Source organism: Klebsiella sp. CN_Kp091, assembly GCF_040065095.1.
Lineage (GTDB): Bacteria > Pseudomonadota > Gammaproteobacteria > Enterobacterales > Enterobacteriaceae > Klebsiella > Klebsiella aerogenes.
Genome location: NZ_JBEAIO010000038.1, coordinates 56,342 through 70,663, shown reverse-complemented (window position 1 = coordinate 70,663; position 14,322 = coordinate 56,342). Strand labels below are relative to the sequence as shown.

At 56.8% G+C, this 14,322-nt stretch carries 15 protein-coding genes; 5 read left to right on the top strand and 10 right to left on the bottom strand.

The window, feature by feature from the left end; all coding sequences use genetic code 11:
* Positions 1 to 182 precede the first annotated feature (182 nt).
* Together ABLV17_RS15245 and ABLV17_RS15240 are read right to left on the bottom strand one after the other, a co-directional pair.
* Entirely contained in the window at positions 183 to 1,226 is a 1,044-nt protein-coding gene (locus ABLV17_RS15245) for a permease (RefSeq protein ID WP_113373131.1), read from the bottom strand.
* 72 nt (positions 1,227 to 1,298) lie between these two features.
* Entirely contained in the window at positions 1,299 to 1,946 is a 648-nt protein-coding gene (locus ABLV17_RS15240; RefSeq protein ID WP_271032068.1) for an NAD(P)H-binding protein, read from the bottom strand.
* 128 nt (positions 1,947 to 2,074) lie between these two features.
* Between ABLV17_RS15240 and ABLV17_RS15235 the strand changes: the two genes are divergently transcribed.
* On the top strand, positions 2,075 to 2,593 hold the full coding sequence (locus ABLV17_RS15235; protein WP_015703592.1) for a type 1 glutamine amidotransferase domain-containing protein: 519 nt from the start codon (positions 2,075 to 2,077) through the stop codon (positions 2,591 to 2,593).
* On the opposite strand, the gene ABLV17_RS15230 is transcribed toward ABLV17_RS15235, so the two are convergent.
* Complete coding sequence (locus ABLV17_RS15230; RefSeq protein WP_087859919.1) at positions 2,573 to 3,016, bottom strand: YhbP family protein; 444 nt, start codon at positions 3,014 to 3,016, stop codon at positions 2,573 to 2,575. The two genes, ABLV17_RS15235 and ABLV17_RS15230, sit on opposite strands and share 21 nt — an antisense overlap.
* A 49-nt stretch (positions 3,017 to 3,065) precedes the next feature.
* Between ABLV17_RS15230 and ABLV17_RS15225 the strand changes: the two genes are divergently transcribed.
* Complete coding sequence (locus ABLV17_RS15225; protein ID WP_026612209.1) at positions 3,066 to 3,356, top strand: GIY-YIG nuclease family protein; 291 nt, start codon at positions 3,066 to 3,068, stop codon at positions 3,354 to 3,356.
* Here ABLV17_RS15225 and ABLV17_RS15220 read toward each other — a convergent pair.
* Positions 3,343 to 3,846 carry an N-acetyltransferase gene (locus tag ABLV17_RS15220; protein WP_015703593.1) on the bottom strand — a complete coding sequence of 168 codons (504 nt, stop codon included), beginning with the start codon at positions 3,844 to 3,846 and terminating at the stop codon, positions 3,343 to 3,345. The two genes, ABLV17_RS15225 and ABLV17_RS15220, sit on opposite strands and share 14 nt — an antisense overlap.
* Positions 3,840 to 4,364, bottom strand: coding sequence for an SCP2 domain-containing protein (locus ABLV17_RS15215; protein WP_015369536.1), 525 nt, complete (start codon positions 4,362 to 4,364; stop codon positions 3,840 to 3,842). The genes ABLV17_RS15220 and ABLV17_RS15215 overlap by 7 nt, the downstream gene beginning before the upstream one ends.
* 221 nt (positions 4,365 to 4,585) lie before the next feature.
* Here ABLV17_RS15215 and ABLV17_RS15210 point away from each other — a divergent pair, with 221 nt between their 5' ends.
* The 3 genes from ABLV17_RS15210 (at position 4,586) to ABLV17_RS15200 (ending at position 7,561) form a co-directional block, all read left to right on the top strand.
* Positions 4,586 to 5,581 carry a peptidase U32 family protein gene (locus tag ABLV17_RS15210; RefSeq protein WP_045377933.1) on the top strand — a complete coding sequence of 332 codons (996 nt, stop codon included), beginning with the start codon at positions 4,586 to 4,588 and terminating at the stop codon, positions 5,579 to 5,581.
* Positions 5,582 to 5,586: 5 nt separating this feature from the next.
* The gene (locus tag ABLV17_RS15205; protein WP_087859949.1) at positions 5,587 to 6,465 is read left to right on the top strand and encodes a U32 family peptidase; all 879 of its coding nucleotides are present in this window, start codon (positions 5,587 to 5,589) and stop codon (positions 6,463 to 6,465) included.
* A gap of 88 nt (positions 6,466 to 6,553) precedes the next feature.
* Entirely contained in the window at positions 6,554 to 7,561 is a 1,008-nt protein-coding gene (locus ABLV17_RS15200) for a luciferase-like monooxygenase (RefSeq protein WP_113373135.1), read from the top strand.
* 44 nt (positions 7,562 to 7,605) lie between these two features.
* On the opposite strand, the gene mtr is transcribed toward ABLV17_RS15200, so the two are convergent.
* From mtr to pnp, 5 genes are all read right to left on the bottom strand, one after another.
* Positions 7,606 to 8,850 carry a tryptophan permease gene (gene mtr / locus ABLV17_RS15195; RefSeq protein ID WP_015369532.1) on the bottom strand — a complete coding sequence of 415 codons (1,245 nt, stop codon included), beginning with the start codon at positions 8,848 to 8,850 and terminating at the stop codon, positions 7,606 to 7,608.
* Between the two features lie 144 nt (positions 8,851 to 8,994).
* Positions 8,995 to 10,929: a DEAD/DEAH family ATP-dependent RNA helicase gene (locus tag ABLV17_RS15190; RefSeq protein ID WP_087859921.1), complete on the bottom strand. Its 1,935-nt coding sequence runs from the start codon at positions 10,927 to 10,929 to the stop codon at positions 8,995 to 8,997.
* The gene (yrbN, locus tag ABLV17_RS15185) at positions 10,922 to 11,002 is read right to left on the bottom strand and encodes a protein YrbN (RefSeq protein ID WP_086538083.1); all 81 of its coding nucleotides are present in this window, start codon (positions 11,000 to 11,002) and stop codon (positions 10,922 to 10,924) included. The genes ABLV17_RS15190 and yrbN overlap by 8 nt, the downstream gene beginning before the upstream one ends.
* 103 nt (positions 11,003 to 11,105) lie before the next feature.
* Positions 11,106 to 11,990: a lipoprotein NlpI gene (gene nlpI / locus ABLV17_RS15180; RefSeq protein ID WP_020077841.1), complete on the bottom strand. Its 885-nt coding sequence runs from the start codon at positions 11,988 to 11,990 to the stop codon at positions 11,106 to 11,108.
* A 107-nt stretch (positions 11,991 to 12,097) separates the two neighbouring features.
* Positions 12,098 to 14,233 (bottom strand): polyribonucleotide nucleotidyltransferase, encoded by a 2,136-nt coding sequence (gene pnp, locus ABLV17_RS15175; RefSeq protein WP_045377942.1) that lies wholly within the window; start codon positions 14,231 to 14,233, stop codon positions 12,098 to 12,100.
* Positions 14,234 to 14,322: the final 89 nt, after the last annotated feature.

Genomic DNA, 14,322 nt, shown 5'->3' with positions numbered 1-14,322 from the left:
GGGCTACCAAATCGCAAAGCGCTGTAGCCCCGGTAAGCGGCAGCGCCACCGGGGGGATTTTGAGGCCACCAGCACCGGCAGTATAAATTAACAACAGGTCGCACGGACTGTAGGCCGGGTAAGGCGTAGCCGCCATCCGGCGCAAAATCCGGCGCCGGGGCCACAGCCCCGCTCCGGATAAATTACACCAGCGCCAGCGCGCCGACGATCGCCCCGCATAACGCCACCAGCCCACCGGTTAGCCACAGCGCTTTAGCCGGGAACGCCTTACGCAACATAATCAGCGACGGCACGCTCACCGCCGGCAAGGTAATCAGCAGCGCCAGCGCCGGCGCGGTGCCCATTCCGGCCAGCATCATCGTCTGCACAATCGGGATTTCCGCCGCCGTCGGGATAACGAACAGGCAACCGGCTATCGCCATTGCGATCACCCAGAACAGCGTGTTATCGACCGCGCCCTCGGCGTGCGGGAACAGCCAGACCCGCGCCGCGCCCAGTACCAGCACCGCGAGGATGTAAACCGGGATCGTACTCCAGAACAGCGACCACAGCGCGCGCAGCCAGCGGCTGATAAAACTGCCCTCATCGCGCTGCAGTTGGCTAATGTCTTCTGTCGCCACCGGCTGCGTCGCCGCCTCTTTTACCCATTTTTGCACGAGCGTCGCCACCACTAGCACCGTCGCCAGCCCGGCCACTAGTCTGATCAGAGCAAACTGCCAACCTAGCACGAAGCCCATAAAGACCAGCGTTGCCGGGTTCAGCAGCGGGTTGCCCATCCAGAATGCCAGCGCTCCGCCCATCGACACCTGCTGTTTACGCATACCGGCGGCGACCGGCGCGGCGCAGCAGGTACACATCATCCCCGGTAGCGAAAAAATCGCTCCCAGCAGCGTGCCCTGAAAACGAGATTGCCCAAGCGTGCGCAGCAGCCAGTCGCGGGGGATCAGCACCTGAATAAGCGACCCGAGCAGCACGCCGAGCACCGCCGCTTTCCAGACCGCGAGGAAGTAAACCATCGCGTAATCCCATGCCGCCTGCAGCGGGTTTACATCAGACTGCGCGAGAATAGATTTACCGATACTGTGGGTTTCCGCGGCCGTAAAGGCTTTACCGTAATACGGCTGCCATTTGACGTACCACAGACCAACGATAACGACGAGAAAGAACAGCGCGGGTTTCCACCATTGAAATGGTGATGCCGCCTGAGATGAAGACTGACCAGCCATAGCATTCCCCAGGGAGAAGTGATAACAAATAAGGAGGTGAATACTACGCCTGCCGTCGAAATTTGAAAATGGTTAATCCACCTGCCGGGCAGCGCGCTCCCGTAGCTGAGACGAGGTAAGGATCTGGACGCCTTCATGGCTCGGCGCCAGCGCCTCCGCGAGCAGGGCAGTCGCTACATCGCGAGCCTGAATAGCTTTCCAGTCTCCAGGCAGAAAACGAAATAGCGGTGCAAAGAGCGTTTCATTGGCGCGTTTGTGCTCCCGATCCCCCAGCAACATTGAAGGACGGGCAATGGTCAGCCGCGGCCACTCCTGCGCCATCAGCGCCTCTTCCATTTCCCCTTTCACGCGGTTATAGAAGAAGGGCGAATGCGCATTGGCGCCCATCGCGCTGACCACCAGCATATGTTGCGCCCCAAGGCGCTTCCCGACCAGTGCCGTATCCACCACCAGCGTATAGTCAGCATGCACAAACGCTTCTTTACTCCCCGCTTCCCGTCGCGTGGTGCCCAGGCAGCAGAAAACGATATCGACAGGATCAACCACCTGCGCCAGTGCATCGGTCAACTGCGGATCGTAAGGATTAAAGACCCCTTCCGCGGGCGGGAGTGGGCGGCGAGTCGGCGCAGTAATCGCGCTAATGCCCGGCTCACTCTGCAGCAAACGAAGTAAGTGCCCACCAACCAAACCAGTCGCGCCGGTTAATAATACCTGACTCATCGAATCTCCTTTGCAGAATTGTCTGCCTTGCACTTTGCCCCACATGTTCCAGGCTTAATAGCTTACGAGGTAAGTATCCACCATCATCATGGAAATGCCTCATTCACTGCCAAAAGATCGGAGGAAGAATGAGTAAAAAGATTGCCGTACTAATCACCGACGACTTCGAAGATTCTGAATTCACCTCACCTGCCGAGGCCTTTAAACTTGCCGGGCATCAGGTCGTGACGATTGAGAAACAGGCAGGAAAAACGGTAAAAGGGAAACAAGGCGAGGCTGAAGTGGCGATCGACAAAGCAATAGATGACGTGACGCCGGCACAGTTTGACGCGTTGTTGCTGCCAGGCGGCTATTCACCGGACCAGTTGCGGGGGGATGAGCGCTTCGTCACTTTTACTCGCGACTTCGTGAATAGCGGTAAGCCGGTCTTTGCCATCTGCCACGGCCCTCAGTTACTCATCAGCGCAGACGTCATTCGCGGGCGTAAACTCACAGCGGTTAAACCTATCGTGGTCGACGTAAAAAACGCCGGCGGTGAGTTTTACGATCAGGAAGTGGTGCTTGATAACGATCAGTTAGTCACCAGCCGAACGCCAGACGACCTGCCGGCGTTCAATCGCGAGGCGCTACGCCTGCTCGGCGCTTGAGTCGCGCAGCCAGTATAGCTTTTTGCCAAAACCCAGCGTGTTGTCGGTAAATTTAAGCTCGTCGGGACGAATCTCCCACACCGGCGCCGACAACATGCGGGCAACAGGGAAGCGCTTGACGTAGCGCTTGCGCATCTCAGCCTCTTCATCACCGTGAAGGCGGCGGATCTCCCCCTTAAACTGCACGCCGCGGATCAAGGCAACGGTCTTTGGCTGGCCGTTGACCGTCCCGGCGACTTTCGCGCCTTCGCCGGTCATCTGACCGTGACGGGTTTTTTCGTCGCTTAGTAGATAAAAAGCGACGTTATCCGGGTCGTAAACATAAAACGCATTGGCGCACCAGAGCTCGTCATCACGTGCCACGCACCAGGTGATGACGTGCTGTTTGCCCAGCCAGCGGCTAATCGCGGCAAGCGTATCCATCTTTATTCTCCATTATGTTATGGTGCACACACCCTAACAGACTGACATTATTACCGTGTGCTGGTTTCTCTATCTTATTCGAACCGCTGATAACCGCCTGTATACCGGCATCACCACCGATGTCCCACGCCGCTTTCTTCAGCATCAGGAAGGCAAAGGGGCGAAAGCGCTGCGCGGCAAAGGAGAACTGGCGCTGGCGTTTAGTCAGAAAGTTGGTGACCACTCACTTGCGCTGCGGCTGGAGTATCGCATCAAGCAGCTAACGAAGCGCCAGAAAGAGCGCCTCGTTGCCGGGGATGGTTCGTTCGAGACCCTACTGGAGGGGCTCAGAAGCGATTGAAATGATCGCTGTACTCAACCAGACCGTGTACGCCCTGCAGCGCGTCATCCGCCAGACGATGCACCTGGAAGGCTTCCGCGGTGTCCGGCCAACGGCAGCGTAAATCGAACGCAGCCGCGGGTTCAAAGCCCAAACGGCCATACAGCGCCGGCTCGCCCAGCGTGACCACCGCGGCGTACCCAAATTCATTTAATGAATCCAGCCCTTCGTAGACCAGCTGTCGGCCAATACCCTGGCCGCGATAGCTTTCATCTACCGCCAATGGCGCCAGCCCTACCCACTGCAGCTCTTCACCTTCGACGGTGACCGGGCTAAAGGCGACATAGCCAACCACCTGGCCTTCATCGTCAGTGGCGACTAAGCCCAGCGTGATCAGACCATCTTCACGCAGATCGTGCACCAGCTTCGCTTCCGCGTCGCTGCCGAACGTACGGCGCAGCAGCGCGTCGATACCCGGCGCATCAATCCCAATTTCCACTCGAATCAGCATGCCTCACCTACCGATGTCTGTTCAGGTTTCTGCGGGCTCTTCAGGCCTGCTTCGACAAAATCCGCCATCTGCAGCAGCATGACGCGCAGTGCTTTCGGCATCTGCTCCAGCTCGATGGCATCCATCAGGTTCTTCACGTATAGACCCAGCTCAGTATCACCTTCAATCACCAGACGACGCTGGAAGAATAGCGTATCCGGATCCTGTTTACGCGCGGCAATCATCAGCAGATCGCTGGCATCGGCGCTAAAGCTGACATCGGCGTCAGCCTGCTGGCTGACCACCAGGCGACCGTCGACTACCGAGGTATACCACAGCAGGCCAATATCGCGCACATTAATACTTAACCAGCGACCTTCGAGAAACTCCAGTTCTCCATCCGCCAGCGCCTGGCGAAATTGCCAGCTCAATACTTGTTCCAGCACCTGGCGCTTGAGGGCAAAAGGCGCCAGCTTAACCGGCACGCTCATTAAAGACGGGCCAAAACGGACCAGCCGGGAACGCAGTTCATCCAACACAAGCTTCACTCCATGCATGCAATAGTTTCGCTATTGTGCCATATCAAATAAACGACATAGCGGCGTAAATCAACAAAATCGCGATGATGGCCGCCAGCTATTGAGCCCACCAATACGCTTTTAACTGCCTCAAATCAAAAATTGTCACCAGAAGGTTAACTAAAATCCCAGCTCGTTAACCATTTTGCGTCCCTGACCGGCCGCGTTTTTCAGGAAAAATTATGGAGCTGCTCTGCCCCGCCGGTAACCTCCCGGCTCTTAAGGCGGCCATCGAAAACGGCGCCGATGCCGTGTATATCGGGCTGAAAGATGACACCAATGCCCGCCACTTTGCCGGCCTTAATTTCACCGAAAAGAAATTGCAGGAAGCCGTCAGCTTTGTGCACCAGCATCGCCGTAAGCTACATATCGCGATTAACACCTTCGCCCATCCCGACGGTTATGCCCGTTGGCAGCGAGCGGTGGATATGGCCGCGCAATTGGGCGCCGACGCGCTCATCCTCGCCGATATCGCGATGCTGGAGTACGCCGCGGAACGCTACCCGCACATCGAACGTCACGTTTCAGTGCAGGCGTCCGCCACTAACGAAGAGGCGGTGCGTTTTTATCACCGCAACTTTGACGTTGCCCGCGTCGTACTGCCGCGGGTGTTATCCATTCACCAGGTGAAACAGTTAGCCCGCGCCACGCCGGTGCCACTGGAAGTCTTCGCCTTCGGTAGCTTATGCATCATGGCGGAAGGCCGCTGCTATCTCTCGTCGTATCTCACCGGCGAATCGCCAAATACCGTCGGCGCCTGTTCGCCCGCGCGCTTCGTCCGCTGGCAGCAAACGCCGCAGGGGCTGGAGTCACGCCTTAACGAAGTGCTGATCGATCGCTATCAGGATGGCGAAAATGCCGGTTATCCGACGCTGTGCAAAGGCCGCTACCTGGTCGACGGCGAACGCTACCACGCGCTGGAAGAACCCACCAGCCTCAATACCCTGGAGCTGTTGCCAGAACTGATGGCCGCCAATATCGCCTCGGTAAAAATCGAAGGCCGTCAGCGCAGCCCGGCATACGTCACCCAGGTAGCGAAGGTCTGGCGTCAGGCGATCGATCGCTGTAAAGCCGATCCGCAGAACTTCGTACCGCAATCCGCATGGATGGAAACCCTTGGTTCGATGTCCGAAGGAACGCAAACCACCCTTGGCGCCTATCACCGTAAATGGCAGTGAGAAACATGAAATATTCATTAGGGCCGGTGCTGTACTACTGGCCAAAAGAGACGCTGGAAGATTTTTACCAGCAGGCGGCAAACAGTAGCGCTGACACCATTTATCTGGGCGAAGCGGTGTGCAGCAAACGCCGCGCCACTAAAGTCGGCGATTGGCTTGAGATGGCGAAAACGCTGGCCGGTAGCGGCAAGCAGGTGGTGCTTTCCACCCTCGCGCTGGTGCAGGCCTCCTCCGAACTGGGCGAGCTGAAGCGCTATGTCGAGAACGGCGAATTCCTGATTGAAGCCAGCGACCTCGGCGTGGTCAATCTCTGTGCCGAACGCAAGTTGCCCTTCGTCGCGGGTCATGCGCTGAACTGCTACAACGCCGTCACCCTGCGCCTGCTGCTGAAACAGGGCATGGTGCGCTGGTGTATGCCGGTTGAACTCTCCCGCGACTGGCTGGCTAATTTACTGACCCAGTGTGAAGAGCTGGGTATTCGCAACCAGTTTGAAGTCGAAGTGCTGAGCTACGGCCATCTGCCGCTGGCCTATTCCGCGCGCTGCTTTACCGCTCGCTCGGAAGACCGGCCAAAAGACGAATGCGAAACCTGCTGCATCAAGTACCCAACCGGGCGCAGCATGCTGTCGCAGGAGAACCAGCAGGTGTTTGTGCTTAACGGCATTCAGACGATGAGCGGCTACGTCTATAACCTTGGCAACGAGTTAACCTCGATGCACGGTCTGGTGGATATGGTGCGCCTGTCGCCGATGGGTAGCGAGACCTTCGCCATGCTCGACGCCTTCCGCGCCAATGAAAATGGCGCTGCGCCGCTGGATCTCACCGCTAACAGCGATTGCAACGGCTACTGGAAACGGCTGGCCGGGCTGGAGCTGCAGGCGTAAGGTGAAGTGTAAAAGCTCACTTTGTTAACAACGGTTATTAATTTTTAATGCACTATTAAAAGATTCACCGTCGACAAAGTGAGCTGTTATGACTGATAAAAACATTCCGTTCTCGGTGCTCGATCTGGCGCCGATCCCGCAGGGTTCTTCTGCTAAAGAAGCCTTTTCCCATTCTCTCGCTCTCGCCCAACTGGCGGAATCCCGCGGCTACCACCGTTATTGGCTGGCTGAGCACCATAATATGGTGGGCATTGCCAGCGCGGCGACCTCGGTGTTGATTGGCTATCTTGCCGCCAATACCACCACCCTGCATCTGGGATCCGGTGGCGTGATGTTGCCAAACCACTCGCCGCTGGTGATCGCCGAACAGTTCGGCACCCTGAATACGCTGTATCCCGGACGTATCGATCTCGGCCTTGGCCGCGCGCCGGGCAGCGATCAGCCGACCATGCGCGCGCTGCGTCGCCACATGAGCGGCGATGTCGATAATTTCCCGCGCGATGTGGCGGAGTTGGTGGACTGGTTTGACGCTCGCGAGGCTAATCCGCAGGTGCGCCCGGTTCCCGGCTATGGCGAACGAATTCCGGTGTGGCTGCTGGGCTCAAGCCTGTACAGCGCGCAGCTAGCGGCGCAGCTTGGTCTGCCGTTTGCCTTCGCCTCTCACTTCGCGCCGGACATGCTATTCCAGGCTCTGCATCTGTACCGCAGCAACTTCAAACCTTCGGCGCGGCTCGAAAAACCGTACGCGATGGTATGCATCAATATTATCGCCGCCGATAGTAATCGCGACGCGGAGTTCCTCTTTACCTCGATGCAGCAGGCGTTCGTTAAGCTGCGCCGCGGTGAAACCGGGCAGTTGCCGCCGCCGGTGGAAAATATGCATCAGCTGTGGTCAGCGTCTGAGCAGTATGGTGTACAGCAGGCATTAAGCATGTCGCTGGTTGGCGATAAGACCAAAGTTCGCCATGGGTTAGCGTCGATTCTTCGCGAAACGGAAGCGGACGAAATCATGGTCAACGGCCAGATCTTCGACCACCAGGCGCGCCTGCACTCCTTTGATTTAGCGATGCAGGTGAAAGAGGAATTGCTAGGTTAGTAACGCGGTAAGCCCGGTGCGCGTCACGCCACCGGGCAATACGGTTATTGATAAACCGGCAGCAGATTAAAACTCGACAGGAAATGCACCACCGCGTTGCCGAGCCCGAACAGCAGGATCAGCGCAATCATCGGTTTTCCGCCCCAAACGCGGAACTGTGGGCTGCCGAAGCGTTTACGCGAAGCGCGAGCCAGCAGCGCCGGCACAATCGCCGCCCATACCGTCGCCGCCAGGCCGGCATAGCCGATGGCATAAAGGAACCCATCTGGTTTCACCAGCCCGCCAATCATCGGCGGGATAAAGGTCAACAGCGCGGTTTTAAAGCGTCCCATCGCGCTATCGTCAAAGCCAAACAGATCCGCGAGATAATCGAACAGCCCCAGCGTCACGCCGAGGAAGGAACTGGCGACGGCAAAGTTGGAGAACACCACCAGCAGCAGATCCAGACCGCGGCTATTCAGCACGCCGCTCAGCGCCTGCACCAGCACATCAATGTTGCCGCCCTTCTGGGCGATACCGATAAACTGCGGACGAGGGATATTACCCATCGTCACCAGCAGCCAGACGACATACAGACCCAGCGCCAGCAGCGTACCGTAAATCAGACAGCGGGTAATGGTGCGTGGATCCTTACCATAATATTTCATCAGGCTCGGCACGTTACCGTGATAGCCAAACGAGGCCAGGCAGAACGGCAGCGTCATCAGCAGGTATGGCGCATAGGAGGCATTCTTCTCCACGACGTTAAACAGCGTCGTCGGCTCGACGTGCCCCAGCAGGCTGCCGAAGGTCAGGAAGAAGGTAATCACCTTAGCGCCCAGTACGATAGCCGTCATGCGGCTCACCGCTTTCGTGCTCATCCAGACGATAAAGGCCACCAGCAGCGCAAAGCCGAAGCCCGCAGCGCGCGCCGGTACGTTCAGCGACATCTCACTGAAGGTGTGGTGCAGGATCGAACCGCTCGCCGAAATATAGGCGTAGGTCAGGATATACAGCACAAAGGCGATCGACACGCCGTTCACCAGGTTCCAGCCTTTGCCGAGCAGGTCTTTGGTAATGGTGTCGAAGCTGGAGCCAATCCGGTAGTTAAGGTTGGCTTCCAGAATCATCAAACCGGAGTGCAGCATGCAGAACCAGGTAAAAACCAGCGCCGCCAACGACCAGAAGAACCACGCGCCGGACATGACCACCGGCAGCGAGAACATGCCTGCGCCAATAATCGTGCCGCCGATAATCACCACGCCGCCAAATAAAGACGGTCGGGTGGCCGTAGTCGTTAGTGTCGCCATTTGCCGAAATCTCCAGTGGAAAATACTTCGCTCACGTTGAGCATGATGCACTGTACCAGTACACGAGTACAAAAGAAATAAAAAAAGCCCCAATCATGACGATCGGGGCTGTATTATTTACTTTACGCTAGCGGATTGCGCTTATTACGCATCGCCACCGAAACGACGACGACCAGCGGAGTCATCACGGCGCGGCGCAGAAGCATCGTCACGACGCGGCGCGCGGCCGCCTTCACGACGTTCGCCGCTGAAACGACGACCTTCACCACGTCCGCCTTCGCGACGTTCGCCACCAAAGCTACGGCCACCTTCACGACGCTCGCCGCCGAAGCCACGACCGCCTTCACGACGCTCGCCGCCGCCACGACGTTCGGTGCGCGGCTGCGCATCGCCCAGCAGCTGCATGTTCATCGGCTTGTTCAGGATGCGGGTACGAGTAAAGTGCTGCAGCACTTCGCCCGGCATACCTTTCGGCAGTTCGATGGTGGAGTGAGAACCGAACAGCTTGATGTTGCCGATGTAGCGGCTGCTGATGTCGCCTTCGTTAGCGATCGCGCCAACGATATGACGAACTTCAACGCCGTCATCACGGCCCACTTCAATGCGGTACAGTTCCATTTCACCCACGTCACGACGCTCACGCTTCGGACGATCTTCACGATCGCCACGCGGACCGCGGTCATTACGGTCGCCACGGCGTTCGAAACGGTCATCACGATCGCGGAACTCACGCTTAGGACGCATCGGCGCATCCGGCGGAACGATCAGAGAACGTTCGCCCTGGGCCATTTTCAGCAGCGCAGCGGCCAGCGTTTCTACGTCCAGCTCTTCGCCTTCCGCAGTCGGCTGGATTTTAGCCAGCAGCGCACGATACTGGTCCAGATCGCTGCTTTCCAGCTGCTGCTGAACTTTAGCGGCGAATTTCTCCAGACGACGTTTGCCCAGCAGTTCCGCGTTCGGCAGTTCTACTTCAGGGATCGTCAGCTTCATCGTACGTTCGATGTTACGCAGCAGGCGACGTTCACGGTTCTCAACGAACAGCAGCGCGCGACCCGCACGACCCGCACGACCGGTACGGCCGATACGGTGAACGTAAGATTCGGAATCCATCGGGATGTCATAGTTAACAACCAGGCTGATACGCTCAACGTCAAGGCCGCGGGCCGCAACGTCGGTGGCGATCAGGATGTCCAGACGACCGTCTTTCAGGCGCTCCAGAGTCTGCTCACGCAGCGCCTGGTTCATATCGCCGTTCAGCGCGGCGCTGTTATAGCCGCTACGCTCCAGCGCTTCTGCCACTTCCAGAGTCGCGTTTTTGGTACGCACGAAGATAATCGCCGCATCAAAGTCTTCCGCTTCCAGGAAACGCACCAGCGCTTCGTTTTTACGCATGCCGTAAGCAGTCCAGTAGCTCTGGCTAATGTCCGGGCGCGTGGTGACGCTGGACTGAATGCGCACTTCCTGCGGCTCTTTCATAAAGCGGCGGGTAATGCGACGAATCGCTTCCGGCATCGTGGCGGAGAACAGAGCGGTCTGATGACCTTCCGGGATCTGCGCCATGATAGTTTCTACGTCTTCGATAAAGCCCATGCGCAGCATTTCATCTGCTTCATCCAGTACCAGACCGCTCAGTTTAGAGAGATCCAGCGTACCGCGCTTCAGGTGGTCCAGCAGACGACCCGGGGTACCGACGACGATCTGCGGCCCCTGACGCAGGGCGCGCAGCTGCACGTCATAACGCTGGCCGCCGTACAGGGCAACCACGTTTACGCCGCGCATATGTTTAGAGAATTCCGTCATTGCTTCAGCAACCTGTACCGCCAGTTCGCGGGTCGGCGCCAGCACCAGAATCTGTGGTGCTCTAAGCTCAGGATCGATGTTGTTCAGCAGCGGTAAAGAGAACGCTGCGGTTTTACCGCTACCGGTCTGGGCCATACCCAGAACGTCGCGGCCGTCCAGCAGATGCGGAATGCACTCAGCCTGGATCGGAGATGGTTTTTCGTAACCCAGATCGTTAAGCGCTTCAAGGATAGGAGCCTTCAGGCCCAGATCTGCAAAAGTGGTTTCGAATTCAGCCATGTAGTACGTGTGCCTCAAAATTAATGGCGGCCAGTCTACATAACTCATCGTGAAAATTTAGAGTAATTTTCATTGAAAAGTGTGAACCGGCTCAAAGTAGGTGTATTAACGAACAACAACGCCCTCACCCGCGAAGGTGATGGCAATCAAAAAATGGGCTGATGTGTGTTCGTCAGCTATTGCTGGTCCGATTCTGCCAGGTCATCTTGCTCCTGGCCCAAGAGCGATAATTCCAACAATGCGTATCGGTGCTCAACGTAGTTATGAACGTTGTTAGCGACCGCCAGTTTGAACAGTGCCGTAGCGCTGTCCTTGTCCCCCAGACTTAGGTAGTACTTACCTAAATAGAAGTTGGTTTCACTGAGATGCTCAGCGAGCGAGGTGTTATCCGTTGCGTCTGCCTTCAGACGGGTCATCAGCTCTTTTTCGCTAATGTCGCCAAGGTAGAACTCGACAATGTTCCATCCCCATTGCTCTTTATCCGACTTGTTGAAGCGCTGTTTCAGTGCTTCAAGCGCCTGCTTCTCATCAAGCTTACGCTCGGCGAGGTATAACCACAGACTGCGGAAAGGATCATTGGGATCGTCTTGATAAAACGCCAGCAGATCATCTTGCGCTAACTTAGCACGGCCGCCGTAATACAGAGCGATGCCGCGGTTTAAGTGCGCGTAGTTGTAAGTTGGATCAAGCTCAAGTACAGAATCAAACGCTTCATAGGCAGCATCAAAATTGCCTGCCTGCGTTAAATAAATGCCTAAGTAATTGAATACTTCAGGCATATCGGGTCGGATTGCCAGCGCTTGTGAAAAATCATTTCGCGCTAGTGCCCTCAGACCGAGACTATCATACAACACTCCGCGCTCATATAAAAGCTGTGCGCGTTCGTCATCGGTTAAAGCCCGACTGGCAAGAATTTGTTCCATGCGCGCCAGAATCACTTCTTGCTGCAAAGTCGGTTGCAATGGTACCGCGAGGACGGCGTCCTTACGCCAGGCAGAGTTGCTGCATCCTGCCAGCGTGAGAGCTGTCGCCACGAAACACCAGCGCAGAAAAGGCTTCATTTCCCACTCCCGAAGACAACGATTGGATGAACGTCCAGTTCCCCGGCTGCAAAAAGGCATCCTGCCCGGAATAGACCCTCCGCCGAAGCGGAGGGCAATCGGCAACCTTACTCGCCCTGCTCTGCAGCCGGAGCTTCCGGCGCGTTAGCTGGCTGAGTCTGCTCAGTTGCTTCTTTAATGCTCAGACGTACGCGGCCCTGACGGTCAACTTCCAGAACCTTAACCGGTACTTCCTGACCCATCTGCAGGTAATCAGTCACTTTCTCAACACGCTTGTCAGCGATCTGAGAGATGTGGACCAGACCTTCTTTACCGCCGCCGATGGCAACGAATGCGCCAAAGTCAACGATACGGGTCACTTTACCATTGTAGATACGGCCAACTTCGATCTCAGCGGTGATCTCTTCGATACGACGGATAGCGTGCTGCGCTTTGTCGCCGTCGGTCGCTGCGATCTTCACGGTACCGTCATCTTCGATTTCGATGGTGGTGCCGGTTTCTTCGGTCAGGGCACGGATAACAGAACCGCCTTTACCGATAACGTCTTTGATCTTGTCCGGGTTGATCTTGATGGTGTGGATACGCGGTGCGAATTCGGAGATGTCGCCGCGCGGCGCGTTAATCGCCTGTTCCATCACGCCCAGGATGTGCAGACGCGCACCTTTAGCCTGGTTCAGAGCAACCTGCATGATTTCTTTGGTGATACCTTCAATTTTGATATCCATCTGCAGCGCAGAGATACCGTCGCGAGAACCCGCAACTTTGAAGTCCATATCGCCAAGGTGGTCTTCGTCACCCAGAATGTCGGACAGTACGACGAAGTTATCGCCTTCTTTCACCAGACCCATTGCGATACCCGCAACGGCGGCTTTTACCGGCACGCCAGCGTCCATCAGCGCCAGAGATGCGCCACAGACGGAAGCCATGGAAGAAGAACCGTTGGATTCGGTGATCTCAGATACCACGCGAACGGTGTACGGGAATTCGTCGATTGTCGGCATCACGGCCAGAACGCCGCGCTTAGCCAGACGACCGTGACCGATTTCACGACGCTTCGGAGAACCAACCATACCAGTTTCGCCTACGGAGTACGGAGGGAAGTTATAGTGGAACAGGAAGGAGTCCGTGCGCTCGCCCATCAGTTCGTCGATGTTCTGCGCGTCGCGTGCGGTACCCAGAGTCGCGGTAACCAGCGCCTGAGTTTCGCCACGGGTAAACAGTGCGGAACCGTGGGTACGCGGCAGTACGCCGGTACGGACGTCCAGACCACGGATCATGTCTTTTTCGCGGCCATCGATACGCGGCTCGCCTGCCAGTACGCGGCTACGAACGACGTTTTTCTCGATAGCGTGCAGGATTTCACCCAGTTCGTTGGCGTCCAGGGTTTCGTCTTCGGCAACCAGCGTCGCGATGGTTTCAGATTTGATCACGTCTACCTGAGCGTAACGCTCTTGTTTGTCGGTGATACGGTAAGCATCGCTCAGGCGGGATTCAGCCAGCGCAGCAACGCGCGCGTTCAGGGCGGCGTCAACCACTTCCGGCTGCCAGTCCCAACGCGGTTTACCGGCTTCTTTCACCAGGTCGTTGATGTTCTGAATAACAACCTGCTGCTGCTCGTGGCCAAAGACCACCGCGCCCAGCATCTGGTCTTCGCTCAGCAGTTCAGCTTCGGATTCAACCATCAGTACGGCCGCTTCGGTACCGGCAACCACCAGATCCAGTTTGCTGGACTTCAGCTCTTCCTGGGTTGGGTTCAGTACGTACTGGTCGTTGATGTAACCCACGCGAGCGGCGCCGATTGGGCCATTGAACGGAATACCAGACAGCGACAGCGCTGCGGAAGCGCCGATCATCGCGACGATATCCGGGTTAACCTGCGGGTTAACGGAAACGACGGTGGCAATAACCTGAACTTCGTTAACGAAGCCTTCCGGGAACAACGGACGAACCGGGCGGTCAATCAGACGCGCGATCAGGGTTTCGCCTTCGCTTGGACGGCCTTCACGACGGAAGAAGCCACCCGGGATTTTACCGGCAGCGTAGGTACGCTCCTGGTAGTTAACAGTCAGCGGGAAGAAGTCCTGGCCCGGTTTCGCTTTTTTCTGACCCACAACGGTAACGAATACCGCGGTGTCATCCATGCTAACCATCACAGCGGCCGTTGCCTGGCGCGCCATCATGCCGGTCTCCAGGGTTACGGTGTGTTGGCCGTACTGGAATTTACGAACGATCGGATTAAGCAAAATTCTATCCTTTTATCTAAAAATGACGCCATATCCACGATATCGCGTCTGATGACCCGATCCTCTGCATCCTCGCGACTAATGACAAC

Coding starts and splice junctions, on each gene's coding strand:
- nlpI (WP_020077841.1), bottom strand. CDS start 11,990: ATGAAGCCTTTTCTGCGCTGGTGTTTCGTGGCGACAGCTCTCACGCTG.
- ABLV17_RS15235 (WP_015703592.1), top strand. CDS start 2,075: ATGAGTAAAAAGATTGCCGTACTAATCACCGACGACTTCGAAGATTCT.
- ABLV17_RS15220 (WP_015703593.1), bottom strand. CDS start 3,846: ATGCTGATTCGAGTGGAAATTGGGATTGATGCGCCGGGTATCGACGCG.
- ABLV17_RS15240 (WP_271032068.1), bottom strand. CDS start 1,946: ATGAGTCAGGTATTATTAACCGGCGCGACTGGTTTGGTTGGTGGGCAC.
- mtr (WP_015369532.1), bottom strand. CDS start 8,850: ATGGCGACACTAACGACTACGGCCACCCGACCGTCTTTATTTGGCGGC.
- ABLV17_RS15210 (WP_045377933.1), top strand. CDS start 4,586: ATGGAGCTGCTCTGCCCCGCCGGTAACCTCCCGGCTCTTAAGGCGGCC.
- ABLV17_RS15230 (WP_087859919.1), bottom strand. CDS start 3,016: ATGGATACGCTTGCCGCGATTAGCCGCTGGCTGGGCAAACAGCACGTC.
- yrbN (WP_086538083.1), bottom strand. CDS start 11,002: ATGAAAATTACTCTAAATTTTCACGATGAGTTATGTAGACTGGCCGCC.
- ABLV17_RS15205 (WP_087859949.1), top strand. CDS start 5,587: ATGAAATATTCATTAGGGCCGGTGCTGTACTACTGGCCAAAAGAGACG.
- ABLV17_RS15245 (WP_113373131.1), bottom strand. CDS start 1,226: ATGGCTGGTCAGTCTTCATCTCAGGCGGCATCACCATTTCAATGGTGG.
- ABLV17_RS15200 (WP_113373135.1), top strand. CDS start 6,554: ATGACTGATAAAAACATTCCGTTCTCGGTGCTCGATCTGGCGCCGATC.
- ABLV17_RS15190 (WP_087859921.1), bottom strand. CDS start 10,929: ATGGCTGAATTCGAAACCACTTTTGCAGATCTGGGCCTGAAGGCTCCT.